This window comes from Ferrovibrio sp. (assembly GCF_019636075.1).
GTDB lineage: Bacteria > Pseudomonadota > Alphaproteobacteria > Ferrovibrionales > Ferrovibrionaceae > Ferrovibrio.
Map to the genome: position 1 here is coordinate 19,995 of NZ_JAHBYG010000006.1, position 18,999 is coordinate 38,993.

19 protein-coding genes are annotated in these 18,999 nt (G+C 63.9%); 7 read left to right on the forward strand and 12 right to left on the reverse strand.

What is annotated here, in order from left to right:
* The 8 genes from KF827_RS04325 to KF827_RS04360 form a co-directional block, all read right to left on the reverse strand.
* Positions 1-834, reverse strand: a complete 834-nt coding sequence (locus tag KF827_RS04325) for an ABC transporter permease (RefSeq protein ID WP_291000713.1) — start codon at positions 832-834, stop codon at positions 1-3.
* Between the two features lie 29 nt (positions 835-863).
* The gene (locus KF827_RS04330; RefSeq protein WP_291000716.1) at positions 864-1,943 is read right to left on the reverse strand and encodes an ABC transporter substrate-binding protein; all 1,080 of its coding nucleotides are present in this window, start codon (positions 1,941-1,943) and stop codon (positions 864-866) included.
* Positions 1,944-2,003: 60 nt separating this feature from the next.
* The gene (locus KF827_RS04335) at positions 2,004-2,987 is read right to left on the reverse strand and encodes a membrane dipeptidase (protein WP_291000720.1); all 984 of its coding nucleotides are present in this window, start codon (positions 2,985-2,987) and stop codon (positions 2,004-2,006) included.
* 12 nt (positions 2,988-2,999) lie between these two features.
* Positions 3,000-3,764 carry a hypothetical protein gene (locus KF827_RS04340; RefSeq protein ID WP_291000723.1) on the reverse strand — a complete coding sequence of 255 codons (765 nt, stop codon included), beginning with the start codon at positions 3,762-3,764 and terminating at the stop codon, positions 3,000-3,002.
* Entirely contained in the window at positions 3,761-5,479 is a 1,719-nt protein-coding gene (locus tag KF827_RS04345) for a hypothetical protein (protein ID WP_291000731.1), read from the reverse strand. Before KF827_RS04345 ends, KF827_RS04340 begins: the two co-directional genes overlap by 4 nt.
* Entirely contained in the window at positions 5,479-6,225 is a 747-nt protein-coding gene (locus tag KF827_RS04350) for an IclR family transcriptional regulator (RefSeq protein ID WP_291000734.1), read from the reverse strand. The genes KF827_RS04345 and KF827_RS04350 overlap by 1 nt, the downstream gene beginning before the upstream one ends.
* Before the next feature lie 139 nt (positions 6,226-6,364).
* The gene (locus KF827_RS04355; protein ID WP_291000737.1) at positions 6,365-7,207 is read right to left on the reverse strand and encodes a nitroreductase family protein; all 843 of its coding nucleotides are present in this window, start codon (positions 7,205-7,207) and stop codon (positions 6,365-6,367) included.
* Between the two features lie 4 nt (positions 7,208-7,211).
* On the reverse strand, positions 7,212-8,405 hold the full coding sequence (locus KF827_RS04360) for a multidrug effflux MFS transporter (RefSeq protein ID WP_291000740.1): 1,194 nt from the start codon (positions 8,403-8,405) through the stop codon (positions 7,212-7,214).
* Between the two features lie 215 nt (positions 8,406-8,620).
* On the opposite strand from KF827_RS04360, the gene KF827_RS04365 reads away from it, so the two are divergent.
* The gene (locus tag KF827_RS04365) at positions 8,621-9,835 is read left to right on the forward strand and encodes a polysaccharide biosynthesis protein (protein ID WP_291000743.1); all 1,215 of its coding nucleotides are present in this window, start codon (positions 8,621-8,623) and stop codon (positions 9,833-9,835) included.
* On the opposite strand, the gene KF827_RS04370 is transcribed toward KF827_RS04365, so the two are convergent.
* Together KF827_RS04370 and KF827_RS04375 are read right to left on the reverse strand one after the other, a co-directional pair.
* Complete coding sequence (locus tag KF827_RS04370; RefSeq protein WP_291000745.1) at positions 9,832-10,461, reverse strand: DNA-3-methyladenine glycosylase I; 630 nt, start codon at positions 10,459-10,461, stop codon at positions 9,832-9,834. The two genes, KF827_RS04365 and KF827_RS04370, sit on opposite strands and share 4 nt — an antisense overlap.
* Positions 10,462-10,478: 17 nt before the next feature.
* Entirely contained in the window at positions 10,479-11,360 is an 882-nt protein-coding gene (locus KF827_RS04375; protein ID WP_291000749.1) for a folate-binding protein, read from the reverse strand.
* Between the two features lie 66 nt (positions 11,361-11,426).
* Between KF827_RS04375 and KF827_RS04380 the strand changes: the two genes are divergently transcribed.
* Genes KF827_RS04380 through KF827_RS04405 form a run of 6 tightly spaced genes read left to right on the forward strand, consistent with a single transcriptional unit; the run spans position 11,427 to position 17,641 of the window.
* The gene (locus KF827_RS04380; RefSeq protein ID WP_291000752.1) at positions 11,427-12,398 is read left to right on the forward strand and encodes a glycosyltransferase family 9 protein; all 972 of its coding nucleotides are present in this window, start codon (positions 11,427-11,429) and stop codon (positions 12,396-12,398) included.
* Positions 12,395-13,144, forward strand: a complete 750-nt coding sequence (locus KF827_RS04385) for a glycosyltransferase family 2 protein (RefSeq protein ID WP_291000755.1) — start codon at positions 12,395-12,397, stop codon at positions 13,142-13,144. The genes KF827_RS04380 and KF827_RS04385 overlap by 4 nt, the downstream gene beginning before the upstream one ends.
* A 4-nt stretch (positions 13,145-13,148) precedes the next feature.
* Complete coding sequence (locus tag KF827_RS04390; protein WP_291000758.1) at positions 13,149-14,198, forward strand: glycosyltransferase; 1,050 nt, start codon at positions 13,149-13,151, stop codon at positions 14,196-14,198.
* On the forward strand, positions 14,186-15,955 hold the full coding sequence (gene asnB, locus KF827_RS04395) for an asparagine synthase (glutamine-hydrolyzing) (protein ID WP_291000761.1): 1,770 nt from the start codon (positions 14,186-14,188) through the stop codon (positions 15,953-15,955). Before KF827_RS04390 ends, asnB begins: the two co-directional genes overlap by 13 nt.
* A gap of 9 nt (positions 15,956-15,964) precedes the next feature.
* Entirely contained in the window at positions 15,965-17,302 is a 1,338-nt protein-coding gene (locus tag KF827_RS04400) for a dihydroorotase (RefSeq protein WP_291000765.1), read from the forward strand.
* Positions 17,303-17,311: 9 nt separating this feature from the next.
* Entirely contained in the window at positions 17,312-17,641 is a 330-nt protein-coding gene (locus tag KF827_RS04405) for a hypothetical protein (protein ID WP_291000768.1), read from the forward strand.
* A 141-nt stretch (positions 17,642-17,782) separates the two neighbouring features.
* On the opposite strand, the gene KF827_RS04410 is transcribed toward KF827_RS04405, so the two are convergent.
* On the reverse strand, positions 17,783-18,085 hold the full coding sequence (locus KF827_RS04410; protein ID WP_291000771.1) for an usg protein: 303 nt from the start codon (positions 18,083-18,085) through the stop codon (positions 17,783-17,785).
* Between the two features lie 123 nt (positions 18,086-18,208).
* Positions 18,209-18,967 carry an SDR family oxidoreductase gene (locus KF827_RS04415; RefSeq protein ID WP_291000774.1) on the reverse strand — a complete coding sequence of 253 codons (759 nt, stop codon included), beginning with the start codon at positions 18,965-18,967 and terminating at the stop codon, positions 18,209-18,211.
* Positions 18,968-18,999: the final 32 nt, after the last annotated feature.

The window sequence follows — 18,999 nt, forward strand, 5'->3', positions numbered from 1 at the left end:
TCAGCCCCACAACTTGTCGAGACCGACAAAGCGGTTATACAGCGCAAACACCGTGAGCGTGACCGCCAGCAGGATCACCGAAGTGGCGGAGGCCTCGCCGAATTCGAGGAATTCCTCGATCTGCTGGCCGATCAGGCCGGCGATCATCTGCTCGCGCGGGCTGCCCAGCAGCACCGGCGTTACGTAAAAGCCCAGGCACATGATGAAAACCAGCGTGCAGCCATTCACGATCCCGGGCGCGCTGAGCGGCAGGAAGATGCGGCGGAAGGCATCGAAAGGCGAGGCACCCAGGCTGCGCGCGGCGCGCGTCAGGTTGGGGTCGATCTTCTTCATCACCGAATACAGCGCCAGCACCATGAACGGGATCAGCAGATGCACCATGGCCAGCGTGGACGAGAAGCGCGTGAACAGCAATTGCGGCGCAGGCACGATGCCCAGCATCTCCATGGCGGCGCGCAACGGGCCGTTATTGCCCAGGATCACCATCCAGGCAAAGGTGCGGACCAGGAAGCTGGTCCAGAAACTCATGGTCACGATCAATAGAATCGTGGTGGCGAAGGCGCCGCCCAGCCGCACCACCATATAGGCCAGCGGATAGGCCATCAGCAGCGCCAGCACGGTAACGAAAGCGGCGGTCTGGAAGGTGCCGAACAGCACCTTCCAGTAGAAGCCGTCGGTGATGAACGCGGTGTAATGCTTCAGGGTGAAGCCCGGATCCATCACGCTGAAATACAGCACCTGGCTGAGTGGGACGAGGAAGAATACGGCGAGGAAGCCCACCACCGGCAGCAACAGCAGCCAGAGCAGCGCCCTCTCATTACGAAGTGTGGTCATCCTCGCCTCCACCCAGGCAGGTTAATCTATCAGCGTGCGATCCAGCGATCGAACTGCTTGCTGGCTTCCGCCAGTTGATCGCTCGCCTTGGTGGTATCCTGCAACACCACCTTCTTGATGTTTTCCGGCGAGGTAGGCATCAGCTTGGCATCCTCGGCCGGAACGAAATCGAACGCCTTGGGATTGAGCGGACCATAAACATTGGCCAGGCTGAATTTCGATACATTGTCGCCGCGCACGGCGGTCTGCACGAATTTCCAGGCCAGCGCGGCGCGCGGCGAACCCTTGGCAACCACCCAATAGGCGCGGTCGAGCAGGGCCTTGTCCCAGATCATCTCGATCGGCTGGCCTTCGCGGATCAGGCGCACCGGATAGGTCTGCCAGATGCCGATCATGTCCACTTCGCCATCGCGCAGCAGCTGGCCGGATTGCGGGCCCTGGGTCCACCACACGCGGATATGCGGCTTGATCTTGTCCAGCTTGGCGAATGCGCGATCCAGATCCAGCGGAAACAGCTTGTCGGGATCCACGCCATCGGCCAGCAAGGCAATTGCCAGCACGCGGCCGGCATGGCGCTGCAGGCAGCGCGAGCCGGGGAATTTGATCGGATCGAAGAAGTCGGCCCAGGTCTTCGGGCCGCCATTGGGGAACTTGTCCTTGCGATACGAAATCAGCGTGGCGAAGGCGTGCGAGGCCACGCCGTTCTGGAAGATCGCGCCATCCCACAGGGCAGACTTGTCCAGCGGCGCCTTGCTCACGTCTTCCAGCAGTCCGGCCTCGTTGGCGCGCACGATATCGGCATCGCCAAGCGTGGTCACGTCGAACTCGTACACGCCGGTTTTCACCTGGGCGGCCAGTTTGGCGAAAGACACCGGGGAGACGGTCTTGATCTCCACGTTGTTCTCGCGCATGAACGGCTCGAACAGGTTCACCTTGGCGGATTCTTCCCAGGGGCCGCCCCAGGTATTCACATACAGCACGTCGCGCGCATGGGCGCGGCTGATGAACGGGCCCGGAAAGCTCAGCGCGGCAGTGGCGCCGGCCAGAGTAAGGGCCTTGCGGCGGTTCACCACCAGCTTGCTGCCCATGTTGGTTTTTTCGTCAGTCATTGTCTCACCCTCTTTGTGTTTTCCCTGCGTAAAAATAAAAGCGGTTCCTACTCGAAATCCTCAGCCGAACACGGCCTTGTAAACGCGATGCCAATTGCCATGGGTCAGCTTGGCCACTTCGGCGGCATTGAATCCGCGGCGCGCCAGGCCATCCGATACCAGGCCGAGATTTTCCGGCTCCTTGAACCAATCGGCCGGCGGCGCCTTGCCGGTATTGGTGGCCGAGCCGGCGCCGTAATCCGGGCCGCGGGTCCAGCGCCCGGTGCGCATCCAGTCCAGATCCTTCACCGTGGTGTTGTGGCTGCGGTCGGTGCCGATGCCCACATGGTCGATGCCGGCGATATCCACCGTGCGCGCCACCATCTCGCACCAATTGTCCACCGAGGCGCAGTAATGGTTGCCGGTGATGTTGCGGTAGGTGGCGCAGCCGATCACGCCGCCATTGTCGCGCAGGGCATGCAGCACGTCGTCGGTCTTGTTGCGCTTATGCGGAAACAGGCTGTCGGCATTGGCGTGGCTGATCGCCACCGGTTTCTGCGAATGCTTCACGGCATCCAGCGTGGTGCGATTGCCCACATGGGAAAGATCCACCAGCATGCCGCAGGCATTCATCTCGCGGATTACTTCCTTGCCATAGCGCGCCAGGCCGGAATCATGCTCTTCGTAGCAGCTGCCGCCCAGGTCGTTCTGATTGTTGTAGGTGAGCTGCACCACGCGCACGCCCATATCGGCGAACAATTCCACGAAGGCGATGCGGCTTTCGAACAGCACGGCATTCTGGAAGCCCAGCAGCAGGGCCAGCTTGCCCTCGCTCACCGCGCGGTCGATATCGCCGCTGGTCAGCGCGATCGAAACGATATCGCTGTTGGCGCGCGCCAGGGCCCGCCAGCGGGTGATCGATTCCATCGATTCGATGGCATTCTCCCAGAAGCCGAGCGTAACGGTGACGCAGCGCACGCCGCCCTTGAGCAGCGATTCAAACACCGCGCGGTCGAAATGCCCGCATTGCAGGCCATCATAGATGAGTGGTTTGGCAGCAGACATCCCAGGTGTTCCTTATGCGGCGGCTGTGGAATCGGCGGCGCCGGTCAGCAGCGAAAAATCGGTTTCGTCGTCGTCGGTGCGCCCGATGATGCGACCTTGATCATCCAGGATGATCGGGCCGGCATGGCGGCGCGACACCACTGAATCCGGCGTCAGCGAACGGTTGGACAATTCGTAGATATCGGCCCAGAGCGCGCGCTCGGTTGGGAAACCGCGTTTCAGCATGCCGGCCAGGAAGGCATCGGTGCCCACGCTGTCGGCTGCCGCGATCTGGCCACGCTTGTCGGCAGCGGTGATGCGATAGGCATTGCCTTCGGCCGTCACCGTCACATCTGCCTGCTGGCGCAGGGCCAGCGGCACAAGGGCGGCCAGGAATTCGCCATGCCGCACGTTGCGCAGCAGCAGGCTTGCCGACTTGCCGGTCTCGAAGGCTTGCGCCACGGCGATATCCAGCACGGCCGGGCCTACCGACCAAGCATGTTCGCCCAGGGCATCAAGCTGGGCATCAAGCTGGGCATCAAGCTGCGCATCTGGCGCGTCAACGCTCAGCAGCTTCAGCCTGGTGGGCTGCATGCCGCGCAGGCTGTCGAAATTGTCGCGCAGATGGGCCAGGCCGTTCAGGCCCAGGCCCTCGGCGGCGATCACCATTTCGCGCGCCGCTGAAACCGCACCCGGCGGCAGGCCGGTCAGCAGCATGATGCGCTCCACCATCAGGCGCGTTTCGCGCACCGACAGCAGTACATCGGGGCCGTCTTTCAGCAGGGATTCAGCGCTCATCGTGTGGGCTCCGCAGGATAGAACCAGTCGTCATGGGTGCCGGCGCGCAAATCCTCCGGCAACGGCGCGCCGTGATAGATCACGCCGCGCAGGTTGCGGTTGAGGAAGTCGCGGGTCTTGTCGATGCCGTGCAGGCCGATATTGAGCATCCGCACCATCTGGATGGGCAGGAATTCCTCGCCCATGATGTTCATGTGCGGCGAGTGGTAGCGCAGGCCATGCAGGGTTTGCACACGCGCGACGATGCTGCGGAATTGCGGCTGTTCGAGCAGGAAATAGGCCAGCATGCGGTCGGCCGGCTGCTGTGCCAGTGCGGCATCCAGTTCCTGGATCAGGCGCGGCAGATCAAGGCCCAGATTGAAAGCCCATTCCACTTCCTCGCGCGGACCGCGGCGCGGTTCCTCGGCCGTGGCCGATTTGTACCAGACATAGCGGCGCGAGGCTTCGGTGCTCAGATCCATCTTGAAGCACCAGGCATATTCATCGCGCAGAATCTGCCGCAGCAGCCCGGCCTTCATCTGCGGCTGGGTGGCGGTTTCCTCGCTCACGATCAGGCTTTCCGCCAAACCGTCGGCGATCTCCGGCACCAGGTCGATCAGCATGGAATGCAGGGTTTCCAGGGTTTCCGGCAACATGCCGGCTTCGGCATGGGCGCAAAGCGCCACGAACGGCAATTCCGGTTTGCTGCCCAGCAATTGCCCGCTCGCGGCGTAATCGGCCACCAGCTTGCGCAGGGCGGCCAGTTCTTCCGCCACGCGGGTGGATGGCACCAGTGCGTCGTAGACCATGCGGTCTTCCTGGCGGAAGCGGATGGCACGCTCCAGCAATACCAGCAGGCGCTTCACTTCGGCGCTGTCGGGCCGGGCCGACAGCGACTTGCCGTGCGCCAGCGCGGTTTCGCGCGCGGTGATGAAGCGGTCGATCAGCTTGGGGTGGTTGTTGGCGAACAGGATCAGGCCCAGCGCCGAACCATTGCCCACACCGAGGAAGCGGCGGTATTCCGGCGCCAGTTCGGCCGAGCCGGCCGAGCGATGGCGGGCCAGGCAATTCACCAGGTCGGTGGCGAATTCGCGCATCAGATAAGCGCTCAGCATCTGCGCTGCCAGCGGCTTGCGCAGGGCATGATCGTTTTCCAGCGTGAGGAACGAGCGGGTGCCGAAGGTGCCGTTGCCATCCAGGCCGGTATTGCGCATCAGGTAGCAGACCTGGGCGATGGTGGCGCTATCGGGCTGGCGGCCCTGTGCCAGGCTTTCGACGGTGTGATCGAAGGCGCGCGACGAGCGGTTGGAGCGCGCCCAGACCAGGCTGCGTTCGGTGGCGCGCCCGGCATACAGCTTGGGCAGTTCGGTCTGCGTCTGCTCGATATCGGCGGCGCTCATCGGGCCTTCCACCAGAGCGCCCATCATGTCCCACGAACGGCCGATGATGCGGCCGGTGCGGCCGCGCGGATTGTATTCGAAGGAAAAGACCGGGAAATCGAACACCCCCTTTGGGGTTTCGATGCGATATAGCGCACGGCCCTTGGCGCGCTCGTCGATATCGAATTGCAGCTTGCGCACCGACCAGCGTTCGCGGCTGGCCTCGGCGATGAAGGCGCGCGAAACGCTTACCCGGCTGGGCTGCAAGGCGGCCAGGGTTTCGGGTTTCATCAGCTTTTGCGGATCGCGCAGCGGTACCAGCGGCTGTTTCGGTAGAGCTTTCTCGGCGGCGCTCATCAGCTTTGCCCTCGCAGCATTTGGGTGATCTTGGCGGCAGTCTCGCAAAGCGCGGGACGGGTTTTTTCGGCATCGAAGCGCGGCTTCGGGCCGACCAGCGACAGCGCCGCGATGCAGCGGCCGCTGGCTTCGAAAACCGGCGCGGCACTGGCCAGGATGCCTTCCAGGCGCGGACCCGAAACCGCATAGCCATCGCGGCGCACGCGCTCCAGCAATTCGGGCGCCGGCGCGGCAATGCCGCTATCGATCATCCGTTGCAGGCGGTCGGGCGGCAGATAGGCGGCCAAGATCTGGCCGGATGCCGAATTGTCGAAGCTCAGCATGGCGCCCACTTTCAGCTCGGCGCGCAGAATGCCTTCCGATTCCACGCGCTGCACGATGCGGGCGCCTGGGCCATCCAGCACCGCCAGCGAGGCGGTTTCGGATGTGGCATCCACCAGTTGCTGCATCAGCGGCACAATCCGCACACCCAGATTGGCCTGTTCCAGGGCGGCATTGGTCAGGCGGGCGGCATGCATGGTGAGGCGGAAGCTGCCGTCTTCCAGCTGCTCCACCCATCCAGCTTCGATCAGGGTGACCAGGCGCTGATACACCGTGGCGCGTTCTGCCCCCAGCATGCGGGCCAGTTCGACCAGGCGCAGGCTCTTACGCATCTCGGCCATGGCATCCAGCACTGCCAGCGTCTTCAGCACGCTGCTCAGGGGCCTTACGCCCTTGGCGGGCTCGGAGGAATTGGGGCTGTTCATGTATTCTATTAAAATACGTTGTCTTGTATTAATATACTCACAGAGAATCCGCCCTTTGGTCAAGCAGAATTTTTCGCGTCGCTATGGCAGCGACCCGCTAATACCGGTCAGTGGGAGGGGCCTGTCAGCGGCCGATCGCTCAGGTGAGCTTGAAGCCCAGCTTGTTCAGCACGTCGCGCAGGCAATGGCGCCCCATCAGGGCTTCCGGGCTGCCCACGCGGCGCATCATCTGCCGGCTCCAGTCGATGGACGGCATGCCCTGGCTGTCCTGGAAGCGATGCATGGCGCCATCATATTCGGCCACCAGCTGCTGCTCGGTCTCGGCCGGAATTTCATAGCGTTCGCGGTGCAGGATGGCTTGCGGCTTCAGGCGCGGGCGGATCGCGGCCTCGCGCTGCGGATCGGGATAGCCCACGGTGAGGCCGAATACCACGAAGGCTTCCGGCGGCAGGCCCAGCTCGGCGGCCACTTCAGCCGGCTTGTTGCGCATGGCGCCGATGAAGCAGCAGCCCAGCCCCAGCGATTCCAATGCCACCACGGTATTCTGCGCCGCCAGCGCGGCATCCACGATGCCCAGCACGAAGCTTTCCAGATAATCCAGGCCCGGAGTTGCTGCCTGTTGTGCGTCGCCGATGCGGCGCAGGCGCGAAAGATCGGCCAGGAACAGCAGCAGCAGCGGCGCCTTGGCCACATGGGCCTGATCGCCGGCCAGGGCCGCCAGCCGTGCCTTGCGCCCGGCATCCTGCACCGCCACCGCGCTCCATACCTGCATGTTGCTGGAGGTGGAAGCGGATTGCGCGGCCGCCATCAGCGTATCCAGCAAGCCCTCCGGCAGCGGCGTATCGGCATAGGCGCGCACCGAACGATGGCTCAGCAATGCATCGATCACCGCGCTATGCGGGCCGTTCAGCAGCGCCTTGGCATCGCCGTAGCGGGCTTGCAGCATGGCATCGGTTTCGGGGTTTGCGCTGGTGGTGGTCATCGGTTCAACCTTTCATCGAGGCGCGCGCCGAAGCGCTGAGCCAGCAGGCGATAGCGGCGCCCAATCCGAACAGAATCATGGTGGCCACCATGGGCCAGGCACTGGGATGCATATCCTGCCAATGGCCGACAATCTGGCTGGCAATCGCGCCAACCACCATGGTGATGCAGCCGACAATGCCCGAGCCGGTGCCGGCCAGGCGCGGATTCACCGAAACCGCGCCGGCCATGCCATTGGGCATCGCGATGCCGTTGCTGAAAGCCACCATCATCATGGGCAGAAACAGCAGCACCGGATTGGTGGCGCTGATCCAGGCGCCCAGGCCCACCAGGCACGAGCCCAGCAGGGCCAGCAGCGCGGCAAAGGCCATCATGCGATCATTGCCGACCCGCCGCGCCATGCGCGATGTGGTGAAATTGCCGCTCATGAAGCCGATGGAAACCAGCATGAAGCACACGCCATACACCACCGGCGGATAGCCCATCACCGTCACCACCACGAAGGCGGCGCCAGACAGGAAGGAAAAGAAAATCGCCGATGAACAGGCGGTTTGCATTGTGTAGCCCAGAAAGGCCGGATTGCGCAGCAGGCTCCAATGGTCTGATATGAAACTGCCAGGGGTCCAGCGCGCTGGTGGGCCGCCCTCCGCAGTGCCGGGTTCGCGCTGCAAGGTTTCCGGCAGATACAGCAGGATCAAGCCGAAGGCGGCCAGGCCGAACAGCGTGCAGACCACAAAGCTGGTGCGCCAGCCAGCCAGTTGGTCGAACAGGCCGCCCATGGCCGGCGAGATCATCGGCACCAGAGACATCACCATGCTGATGCGGCCGATCATCATGGCGGCGTCTTCGCGGTCGTAGCGGTCGCGCACCACGGCGCGCGGAATCACCAGGCCGGCACAGCCGCCGATCGCTTGCAGCATGCGGCCCAGTATCAGCACTTCGATGGTCCAGGCGGCTGCGCAGAGCAGGCCGCCCAGCACATACAGGCCCATGCCGGATAGCAGGGCAGGGCGGCGGCCGATGCGGTCTGAGATCGGGCCATAGGCGATCTGCGCCATGCCCAGCGCCAGCAGATAGAGGGTAAGGGTGAGCTGTACGGTGCCGTAATCGGCTGAGAACACCGCCTGGATGCCGGGCATCGAGGGCAGGAAGATGTTCAGTGCCATCGGCCCCATCGCCGTGGCGACAATGAGAAGCAACAGAAAAAGCCGCCCTGAGGCGGGTTTGTATGGGAATACCATTGTCTCGAACGGGAAAGCGGGGAATGGGAACCCGGCAGAGAATAGTCTCTGCCGATGCCGGGTCAAGCATGCCCCGCATATTACATACGCATACAACATCGCCATGACGCCCTGGAATAGTTTGTCCGAAACGGCTAAAACGCCGCATTCGAGATTGCGCCACAGGGAGCGGCATGTTCGACGGCGATACATGGGCGGATCTGGCCACCAATCGGCGCGAATCCTATTTCGCTGCCGATCTGGCCCGCAATGATGCCGTGTTGCGCGATGCCGTCGCCGGTCGGCGCTTCCTGGTGATCGGTGCCGCCGGCAGCATCGGCTCGTCCACCCTGGCGCGCCTGGCCGATTACGGCCCGGCCAGCCTGCATGCCGTGGATCAGGATGAAAATGCCCTGGCCGAACTGGTGCGCCACCTGCGCAGCCGGCCCCAGCGTTTGAGCGTACCCGATTTCCGCGCGCTGCCGCTGGATTACGGCGGGTCGATCATGCGCCAATGGCTGGCGTCGCAACCGGCTTACGATGGCGTATTGAATTTTTCCGCCATGAAGCATGTGCGCTCCGAAAAGGATGCCTATTCGCTGCTGCGCATCCTTGAAACCAACGTGATCAAGCTGGCGCGTTTCCTGAGCTGGCTGCGTGAATACGGCCATGATCGCGCTTTCTTTTCGGTCTCCACCGACAAGGCGGCCAATCCCACGTCGCTGATGGGGGCCAGCAAGCGCATCATGGAGCATGCGATGTTTTCCCATATCGGCAATGCCCGTGCGGTACGCTCGGCGCGCTTTGCCAATGTGGCGTTTTCCAATGGCAGTCTGTTGCAGGCTTTTCTGGTGCGGCTGGAACGCCAGCAGCCCCTGGCGGCGCCGCGCGATACCAAACGCTATTTCGTCTCGCCGCGCGAAAGCGGCGAAATCTGCCTGCTGGCGGCCTTGGCGATTCCATCGGCCACCATTGCCGTGCCGGCACTGGATCCGGAAAAGGATCTGATCGAACTGTCCGGCGTGGCCGAACGCCTGCTGCTGCGGCGCGGATTGCAGCCGGTGCATTACGACGACGAGGCGGCTGCCGTGGCCAATGTGCAGGCCGAATTGGCGCGTGGGCGCTATCCGCTGCTGCTCACGCCGCTCGATACCAGCGGCGAAAAGCCGTATGAGGAATTCGTCGGCGCCGGCGAAAGCCTGGTCGATCTTGGCAATCTGTCCGCCCTGCGCGGCGTGCCGTATCTGCCGGCGGCCGAGGGCGCGCTGGATGCCTTCATCGCTGAAATCGAGGCCGCCATGCAGGCGGCGGAAGCGCCGTCGAAAGCCGATCTGGTGGCTGCCATGGCGCGCATGGTGCCGCAGATGCGCCATGTCGAAACCGGCAAGAGCCTGGATAACCGCGTTTAAGGCCGGCGCTTCAGCTTGTTCACCTGGGCGTGGCGATGGCAGCCCAGTGTGTGGTCGTTCACCATGCCCACCGCCTGCATGAAGGCATAAACGATGGTGGGGCCCACGAAGGTGAAGCCACGCTTTTTCAGCGCCTTCGACATCGCCTGGCTTTCCGGGCTTTCCACCGGCACCTGGTGCAAGGCGGTCCAGCTGTTGCGTTTGGGCTTGCCGCCGACGAAATCCCACAGGAAATCCGAGAAGCTGCCTTCCTGCTCCTGAATCTCCAGCCAGCCGCGCGCATTCAGCACGCTGCCCTCGATCTTGGCGCGGTTGCGCACGATGCCGGCATCCTGCATCAACCTGTCCAGCTTGCGGCGATCATAGCGCGCGATCTTGTGCGGATCGAAGCCGTCGAAAGCAGCACGGAAATTATCGCGCTTGCGCAGGATGGTGATCCACGACAGGCCGGCCTGGAAACCATCCAGTATCAGCTTTTCGAACAGCGCGCGGTCATCCCATTCCGGCACGCCCCATTCGGTATCGTGATAGGCCATGTAAAGCGGATCGGTGCCGCACCAGCCGCAGCGGCATTTGCCATCCGCGCCGATCAGGTCGCGGCGATCATCCTCTGGCCCCACCGGCATGCCATCCTCCTCAGTTTCTAGACGGCATAATCCGGCAGCGTGGCTTGCAGGGCAATGCCTTCCGCCAGTAACGGCGCGCCGCCTGCATTGGCTTTGGCCACCAATTCGTTGCGCAGCAGGGCCAGGCCCTGGCGGCCGTCATGGCTCAGCAGGATGCCGGCATCGCTGCCATCCTGGCTGATGCTGCTGCCGGTGGGCGGCAGGTCGGCTGTGGCCTGCACATGGTAAAGCTGCTTTTTCACCAGGCCGCGATACTTGGTGCGCGCGGTCACTTCCTGGCCGACATAGCAGCCCTTGGCGAAATCCACGCCCTGCAGGGCCTCGAAATGGTTTTCCAGCAGCAATCCCTTGTCGATCTCGATATCCCGGCTGCCATCGGGTACGCCCAGGCGCAGGCGCAGCGCCTCATAGGCGGCAAAATCCGCAGGAATGCCCAGGTTCGGGCTTTCGCTTTCCGGCAGCCAGAGCCGTGCCCCCAGGGCGGCCAGGCGGGGATCGATGCAGGCAAAGCCGCCGTTTAAGGCGCCGGCCGCGCCGGCCTGCTCGGGCAGATCCAGGCTCTGGGCAGCGCCCGGCCCGATCAGGGCATAGGCCCGCCAGCCGGGCTGGGCCGCGATCTCCACTTTTGCCCGCAGGCGATAGAGCTTCAGTCTTTTGGCCAGGTCTTCCAGGCGATTTTCCGCCACATCCAGCCACAGCATGCCGGCATGCTCCTGGATGAACATATCGGCCAGGAACTTGCCCTGGGGGGTCAGCAGGGCGGCATAAAGCGCATGGTCGGGCGCCGCCTTGGTCACGTTGTTGGAAACCAGACCATTCAGGAAGCCCTTGGCCTCGGGGCCCTCCAGGCGCAGCAGGGCGCGCCCCGGCAGTGCAATGATGTGCTGTGTATCGGCCATGGCGAACACTTATGGCCACCCGGCTGCCTTGGCAAGCCCGCCCCTGCCTTTTATAACCCTTGCGCCATGCGGATATTGTTCATCACGGCCAACCGGCTGGGCGACGCGGTGTTGTCCACCGGCCTGTTGCGCGCGCTCACCGAATTGATTCCCTCGGTGCGCTTCACCATCGTGTGCGGCCCTGCCGCGGCCGGGCTGTTCGATGCCGAGGCCTTCCCACAGCTCGAACGCCTGATCGTGATGCGCAAGTTGCCCTGGGCCAGGCATTGGTGGGAGCTGTGGAAACAGGTGGCGGCCACCCGCTGGGGCATGATCATCGATTTGCGCGGCTCGGGGATTTCGCAACTGCTGCTGGCGCGCCGCCGCCGGGTATTCCGTGGTTCCGCCAACATGCAGCACCGGGTGATCGATCTGGCGCGCGTGTTGCGGGTGCCGGATGTGCCGGCCCCGAAATTGTGGATCGGCGAAAAGCACCATGCCAAGGCCGCCACGCTGTGGCCTCAGAATGAAGGGCCCGTGCTTGCCCTGGGCCCCACCGCCAATTGGGGTGGCAAGATGTGGCCGGGCGAGCGGTTCGCTGAATTGGCGCTACGGCTCACTGCCGCAGACGGCATTCTGCCCAATGCCCGCATTGCGGTGTTCGGCGGCCCGGGCGAGGAAGCTTTGGCTGCCCCGGCCTTGGCGGCTTTGCCGGCGGATCGCACGCTGAATTTCATCGGCAAGCTGGGCCTGCTGGATATCGCGGCCAGCCTGCAGCGCTGCGTGCTCTATATCGGCAACGATAGCGGGCTGATGCATCTGGCGGCGGCCAGCGGGGTGCCCACGGTGGGCCTGTTCGGCCCCAGCCGCGAGTTGAATTACGGCCCGTGGGGCCAGCGCACGGCAGCCATCCGCACCGATCTCAGCTATCATGAAATTCTCGCCCAACCGGGCTATGATCACCGCAAGCAGGATAGCCATATGCTCAGCTTGAGCGTGGACAAGGCCCAGCGCGGCGTTGAACGGCTCTGGCGCTATATTCAGGATGATGACCAGTGAAACTCTCCGCCCTGGTGGTTGCCCATAACGAAGAAGCCCAGCTTGGCGAATGCCTGGGGCGGCTGGGCTTTGCCGATGAAATCGTGGTGGTGCTGGATCGTTGCACCGATGCATCCAAGCAGATCGCCCTGGCGGCCGGTGCGCGCATCCTGGAAGGCGGCTGGCCGCTGGAAGGTCCGCGCCGCAATGCCGGCATCGCGATTTGCAGCGGCGATTGGATCGTGGAAGTGGATGCCGATGAGCGCGTCTCGCCGGAACTCGCCGCCGAAATACGCGAAACGATTGCCTCTGCCACGCCGGGCTATTTCCTGATCCCGTTCGACAATTACATCGGCACGCGGCTGGTGCGTTATGGCTGGGGTGCGGCCTGGGGCGTATCCGCCGCGCCGCGCTTGTTCTCGCGCGGGGCCAAGATATGGGGCGACCAGCGCATCCATCCGGCGCTCAAACTGCAAGGCGAGAAACGCAGCCTGCGCAATCCGATGGCGCATTTTGTCGATACCAATATCTCCGACATGCTGCGCCGGCTGGATCGCTACACCACGGCGCGCGCCGCCGATCTGCGCGAGAAGGGCGATATCGGCGCCTTCTGGCCCAATCTGCGCCGCATCTTCAGCCGATTCTGGAAATGCTATGTCGCCCGCAAAGGATACCGCGAAGGGCAATACGGCTTCCTGATCGCCCTGATGGCCGGGCTGTATCCGATCTTGAGCTACCTCAAGGCCAATCTGGAACGAGAGCCCTGACGCCATGCGCCCCCTGCCCATGCGCTTATTGCAGGTGATGGCCGGTGCCCGCCAGGGCGGCGCGGAAACCTATTTCGTCAATCTGGCGCTGGCCTTTCAGGCCGCCGGGATAGAACAGCGCGCGGTGATCCGCCGCCATTATGAACGCGCCGGCCAGTTGCAGGCCGGCGGCGTGCAGGTGGATCAGTTCGGCTTTGGCGGCCGGCTGGATATCCTTACGCCTCTGCGCCTGCGTCTGCTGGCGCGCGATTACAAACCCGATATCGTGCTTACCTGGATGAACCGCGCCAGCACGATGATGCCGCGCGGGCCATATCCCATCGTGGCCCGCCTCGGCGGTTATTACGATCTGAAGAATTACGCCAAGGCCGATTGGCTGGTGGCCAACACGCCCGATATCGCGCGCCATTGCATCACGGCCGGCTTCCGCGCCGATCGTGTGCGCATGATCGCCAATTACGGCCGCTTCGAGGTTGCGCCCAAAGTGCCGCGCGCCAGCCTGGATACGCCGGAAACCGCGCCGCTGTTGCTGGCCATGGGCCGGCTGCATGTCAACAAGGCGTTCGATGTGCTGTTGCGCGCTCTGGTGCTGCTGCCCGGCGCCTATCTCTGGCTGGCCGGCGAGGGGCCGGAACGGGCGGCCTTGCAGCAACTGGCGCAGGATCTCGGCGTGGCGCACCGCGTGCGTTTTCTCGGTTGGCGCAACGACCGCGAAGCACTGGCGGCGGCCTGCGATGTGTATGTTGTGCCGTCGCGGCATGAACCGTTCGGCAATGTGATCCTGGATGCCTGGGGCGCCGGTAAACCACTGGTCTGCACCGCCAGCCAGGGGCCGCGCGATTTCGTGCAGGCCGATATCACCGGCCTGATGGTGCCGGTGGATGACGAGAATGCGCTGGCTGCCGCCATCCATGCCGTGCTGCATGACGAAGCGCTGGCGGCCCGCCTGGGCGCTGCCGGCAAGGCGCGCTTCAAGGCCGCGCATGACGAAGCCGCCATCGTGGCGCAATGGCAGGATTTGTTTATCGAGGTGCGGGCAGCATGTGCGGCATAGCCGGCCTGATGCGTGCCGATGGCGCAGCGCCGGATCCGGCGCTGCTGCGCGCCATGCTGGATGCCATCGCCCATCGCGGCCCCGATGGCGAAGGCATCTATGCTGCCGATGGCGTGGCTCTGGGCCAGCGCCGGCTTGCCATCATCGATCTGCAAACCGGCGATCAGCCTATCGTTGCGCCTGACGGCACGGCTTTGGTGGCCAATGGCGAGATTTACAATTACCGCGAATTATACGCCCGTCTGCCGGATCAGGCCTTTGCCACCAAATCCGATTGCGAGCCGCCGCTGCATCTCTATCGCAAGGAAGGCCTGGGCTTTACCGAGCATCTGCGCGGCATGTATGCGCTGGCGATTTACGATCCGGCCAGCCGGCAACTGCTGCTGACCCGAGATCCTTTCGGCATCAAACCACTCTATTACGCGCAGGCCGCCGGCCATTTGATTTTCGCATCCGAAATCGGCGCGTTATTCGCCACCGGCCTGCTGCAAAAGCAATTGCGACCCGAGGCGCGCGACGAATTGCTCAACCTGCAATTCACCACCGGCGCCGAAACCATCTTCAAGGGCGTCTACCGTCTGCTGCCGGGCGAATTGCTGGTCTGTGCCAAGGGCGAGATCATCGGCCATCACCGCCGCGCCGCGCTGGCGCCCGCTGTGCCCGATGCGATGGATGAACAGGCCGCGCTGCTGCGCCTGAATGCCGAACTGGCCGAGGCGGTGGATTTGCATCAGCGCTCCGATGTGCCGTATGGATTGTTTCTGTCGGGCGGCATCGATTCCAGCATCCTGCTGGCCATGATGGCGCGGCTGAATGATCGTCCGGTGCTCAGCTATTCGCTGGGCTTTCCCGATAGCGGCCTGCATGACGAACGCGGCCTGGCGGAAAAACTGGCCCGGCAAGTTGGCGCGCAGCATCGCAGCGTGGATTTCGTGGAGGCGGATTTCTGGTCGCTGCTGCCGGTCATGGCACAGGCGATGGACGATCCGGCCGCCGATTATGCCTGCCTGCCCACGCTCAAGCTGGCGCAGCTTGCGGCCAGTGAAGTGAAGGTGGTGCTGTCGGGCGAGGGCGGCGACGAAATCTTCGCCGGCTATGGCCGCTATCGGTCGGCCACGCGATTTTTCTGGCGCAAGCCGATGCGGGCCAAGGGCACGCTGATCGGCCAGGGCCTGTATCGGCAGGATCCGGCCGAATGGCGCGCCGGTTTCGCCCAGGCCGAAGCCATGGCGGCAGAGCCGGGCGAAGATCGACTGCAAACCGCACAGCGCCTGGATATGGCCGATTGGCTGCCCAACGATCTGCTGCTCAAGGCCGATCGCTGCCTGATGCGCCATGCCCTGGAAGGCCGCACGCCGTTTCTGGATTGCGGCGAGGCCAGCCGCGCCGGGCTTTCGGCTTTTGGCTTCGGCCTGGCCGACAAGCTGAAGCTGCGCCATGGCCAAGGCAAATATCTGCTGCGGCAATGGCTGGCCCAGCATTTGCCCGAGGCCGAACCGTTTTCGCGCAAACGCGGCTTCACCGTGCCGGTGGGCCGGTGGATGGCCCATCGCGGTGGCAAGCTGGCACCGCTGGTGGCGGCCCAGCCCGGCGTGGTGGAATGCTTCCGGCCCGAGGCGGTGCAGGCGTTGTTTGCCTCCGGGGCGGAAAAACACGCCGCTGCTGCCTGGTCGATCTTGTTCTACGCGCTTTGGCACCAACATCATGTGATGGGCCGGTCTGCGGAAGGCGATGCCTTCGCTCTGCTGGCCGCATAGGAGACTCTCATGGCTTACGATCTGCTGCTGCGTCATGGCATGGTGGCGACCCCGAATGGCATCGAGGCCACCGATATCGGCGTGCTGAATGGCCGTATCGTTGCCATCGGCGATCTCGGCCGGGCCGATGCCGCTGAGGTTTTCGATGCCAAGGGGCTTACGGTGCTGCCCGGTGTGATCGACACCCAGGTGCATTTCCGCGAGCCCGGGCTGGAGCATAAGGAAGATCTGAAAAGCGGCACGGCGGCTGCGGCTCTGGGCGGCGTGACGGCGATTTTCGAAATGCCCAACACCAAGCCGAATACGGCGACCGCCGAGGCGCTGAACGAAAAGCTCACCCGCGCCAAGGGCCGCACCTATACCGATCATGCGTTTTTCATCGGCGCCACCGGCGACAATATCGCCGCATTGCCCAAGCTGGAGCGCCTGCCCGGCTGTTCGGGCGTGAAGGTATTCATGGGTGCTTCCACCGGCGACCTGCTGGTACAGGATGATGCCACTTTGGAAAAGGTGCTGCGCAGCGGCAATCGCCGCGTGGCGATCCATGCCGAGGATGAGGATCGCATGCGGGCGCGCCGGCCGATTGCCGAAGCGCCTGGCGCCACCGCGCACGCCCATGCCGAATGGCGCGATGCCGAATCCGCGCGGCTGGCAACGGAACGCTTGCTGCGCCTGGCGCGCCGCGCCGGCCGCCGCGTGCATGTGCTGCATATCACCACCGGCATTGAACTGCCGCTGCTGGCGCAGAATCGCGATATCGCCACGGTGGAAACCACGCCGCAGCACCTGACCTTGTTCGCACCCGATTGTTATGACCGCCTGGGCACGCTGGCGCAGATGAATCCGCCGATCCGCAGCAAGGAGCATCGCGATGCGCTGTGGCAGGCGGTGCGCGATGGCGTGATCGATGTGATCGGTTCCGACCACGCGCCGCATACGTTGGAGGAAAAGGCGCAGCCCTATCCGGCCAGCCCCAGCGGCATGCCTGGCGTGCAAACCCTGCTGCCGCTGCTGCTGGATCATATGAACCAGGGCCGCCTCACCTTGCAGCGCCTGATCGATCTCACCTCGGCTGGGCCGCAGCGTATCTACGGCATCGCCGGCAAGGGCCGCATCGCGCTGGGCTATGATGCGGATTTCACCATCGTGGATCTGAAGGCCCGGCGGGTGATCGAGAAAGACTGGCTGGCCTCGAAATGCGGTTGGTCGCCCTTCGAGGGCATGCAGGTTACCGGCTGGCCGATGGCCACCATCGTGCGCGGCCATTTTGCCATGCGCGATGGCCAGCTCGGCGCGCCGATCGGCGAGCCGGTGCGGTTCGTCGAAACATTTCCCGCCCAGGCATGAGACCCAGTAATGAGGCTGCTTGCCTGGCTGGCGCGCTGGCTGCTGCATCGCAGATTGGAGAAGGCCGGCATGGATTGGGTGAAGATCGAACATCTTGAGGTCGATCCGCCGGCCAAGCGCATAACGGCGCTGCTGCGGCTGGAAGGCGAAGCCGAGCCGGTGCGCCTGGTGCTGCATTATCGCAACGACGCCGATCGCCTGGTGGCCGAACGCGTGGATGTGAGCAAACCCTGGGCGCAGAAGCTGGCCATGCAATGGCTGAACGACATCAATGCCCAGGCCGCGAAAAGCCAGGCCGAGAATCCGGCCATCGCCAAATTGCTGCGCGCGCTGCTTTAGCCGCGCTCCGAGCCGATGCGACGCGGTCGCTGAACCATGGACCACCGGAACACGTCCGGTGGTGACGGATTTAGGCCGGGTCTCTTATTCGGCGTCACCCTCGGATTTATTCCGAGGGTCCATGCCCGATGCGGCGCGCGGTCAATGCAGCCGCAATTCGGCCTCGGCCGCGCGGAATTGCGCCGGCCGTACCAGTTGCGCCGAAACCACCCGCACCGAATGCAGCTTGCCATCCAGCCTGGCTTCCCAGAAAGCCAGGAATTTCTGCAGGCTGGGGAATTTCGGCGCCAGATCGTATTCCTGCCACAGATAGGTTTGCAGCAGGGCGGGATGATCCGGCATGTGGTAGAGGATTTCCGCCGTGGTCAGGCGGTAGCGCAGCATCTTTTCAAGCTGCTCGGCTTCGGTGGAAGTCCGTGAAACGGAACCGGCATCAAACTGCATGTCGCCTCCATGAATCGCATACTCAGCGTGTAAAAGCCTGCCGAATATTCTGGATGCGATGCAACGGGATTTTCACATCACGGCAAAGATTGGCACTCGCCTGAATCGAGCGCCAATAATCGCCTAGCCGCGGCCCACGAAAGGCATCGTGGTGGCCATGATGGTCATGAACAGGATGTTCGATTCCGGCGGCAGGGTGGCGATCTGCACCACGGCGGCGGCCACATGGTTCACATCCATGCGCGGCTCGATCATCATCTCGCCATTGGGCTGCAGCACGCCCTTGGTCATGCGTTCGGTCATTTCGGTGGCGGCGTTGCCGATATCGATCTGGCTGCATGTGATGCCGAATTTGCGGCCATCCAGCGCGGTGGATTTGGTCAGTCCGGTGATGGCATGCTTGGTGGAGGTGTAAGGCGCCGAAAAGGGGCGCGGCGCATGGGCCGAGATCGAGCCGTTATTGATGATGCGGCCGCCGCCCGGCTGCTGCCGGCGCATCAGGCCGAAGGCTTCCCGCGTGCAGAGGAAGGCGCCGGTCAGGTTGGTGTTCACCACTGCCAGCCATTGCTCCACGCTCAATTCGTCCATCGGCACGGCGGGCGCACCGATGCCGGCATTGTTGAACAATACATCAAGCCGCCCGAAGCGTTTTTCGGTTGCCGCAAAAAGATTGCGCACCACCACGGCATCGCCCACATCGCCGGCAACGCCGATGGCATCGGCGCCGGCTTCCTGGCAGGCGCGCACGGCGGCATCCAGCTCGGCCATGCGGCGCCCGGTCAGCGCCAGGTCGAATCCGGCCTTGGCCAGAGCGATGGCCGATGCCTTGCCGATGCCGGCGGTGGCGCCGGTAACCAGGGCGACTTTACGCTGGGTGTTCATACGCGGTTTCCTCCGATGGCGTTTCCGCCATC

Coding starts and splice junctions, on each gene's coding strand:
- KF827_RS04405 (WP_291000768.1), top strand. CDS start 17,312: ATGAGGCTGCTTGCCTGGCTGGCGCGCTGGCTGCTGCATCGCAGATTG.
- KF827_RS04370 (WP_291000745.1), bottom strand. CDS start 10,461: ATGCCGGTGGGGCCAGAGGATGATCGCCGCGACCTGATCGGCGCGGAT.
- KF827_RS04410 (WP_291000771.1), bottom strand. CDS start 18,085: ATGCAGTTTGATGCCGGTTCCGTTTCACGGACTTCCACCGAAGCCGAG.
- KF827_RS04415 (WP_291000774.1), bottom strand. CDS start 18,967: ATGAACACCCAGCGTAAAGTCGCCCTGGTTACCGGCGCCACCGCCGGC.
- KF827_RS04330 (WP_291000716.1), bottom strand. CDS start 1,943: ATGACTGACGAAAAAACCAACATGGGCAGCAAGCTGGTGGTGAACCGC.
- KF827_RS04400 (WP_291000765.1), top strand. CDS start 15,965: ATGGCTTACGATCTGCTGCTGCGTCATGGCATGGTGGCGACCCCGAAT.
- KF827_RS04375 (WP_291000749.1), bottom strand. CDS start 11,360: ATGGCCGATACACAGCACATCATTGCACTGCCGGGGCGCGCCCTGCTG.
- KF827_RS04380 (WP_291000752.1), top strand. CDS start 11,427: ATGCGGATATTGTTCATCACGGCCAACCGGCTGGGCGACGCGGTGTTG.
- KF827_RS04355 (WP_291000737.1), bottom strand. CDS start 7,207: ATGACCACCACCAGCGCAAACCCCGAAACCGATGCCATGCTGCAAGCC.
- KF827_RS04365 (WP_291000743.1), top strand. CDS start 8,621: ATGTTCGACGGCGATACATGGGCGGATCTGGCCACCAATCGGCGCGAA.
- KF827_RS04340 (WP_291000723.1), bottom strand. CDS start 3,764: ATGAGCGCTGAATCCCTGCTGAAAGACGGCCCCGATGTACTGCTGTCG.
- KF827_RS04335 (WP_291000720.1), bottom strand. CDS start 2,987: ATGTCTGCTGCCAAACCACTCATCTATGATGGCCTGCAATGCGGGCAT.
- KF827_RS04350 (WP_291000734.1), bottom strand. CDS start 6,225: ATGAACAGCCCCAATTCCTCCGAGCCCGCCAAGGGCGTAAGGCCCCTG.
- KF827_RS04345 (WP_291000731.1), bottom strand. CDS start 5,479: ATGAGCGCCGCCGAGAAAGCTCTACCGAAACAGCCGCTGGTACCGCTG.
- asnB (WP_291000761.1), top strand. CDS start 14,186: ATGTGCGGCATAGCCGGCCTGATGCGTGCCGATGGCGCAGCGCCGGAT.
- KF827_RS04325 (WP_291000713.1), bottom strand. CDS start 834: ATGACCACACTTCGTAATGAGAGGGCGCTGCTCTGGCTGCTGTTGCTG.
- KF827_RS04390 (WP_291000758.1), top strand. CDS start 13,149: ATGCGCCCCCTGCCCATGCGCTTATTGCAGGTGATGGCCGGTGCCCGC.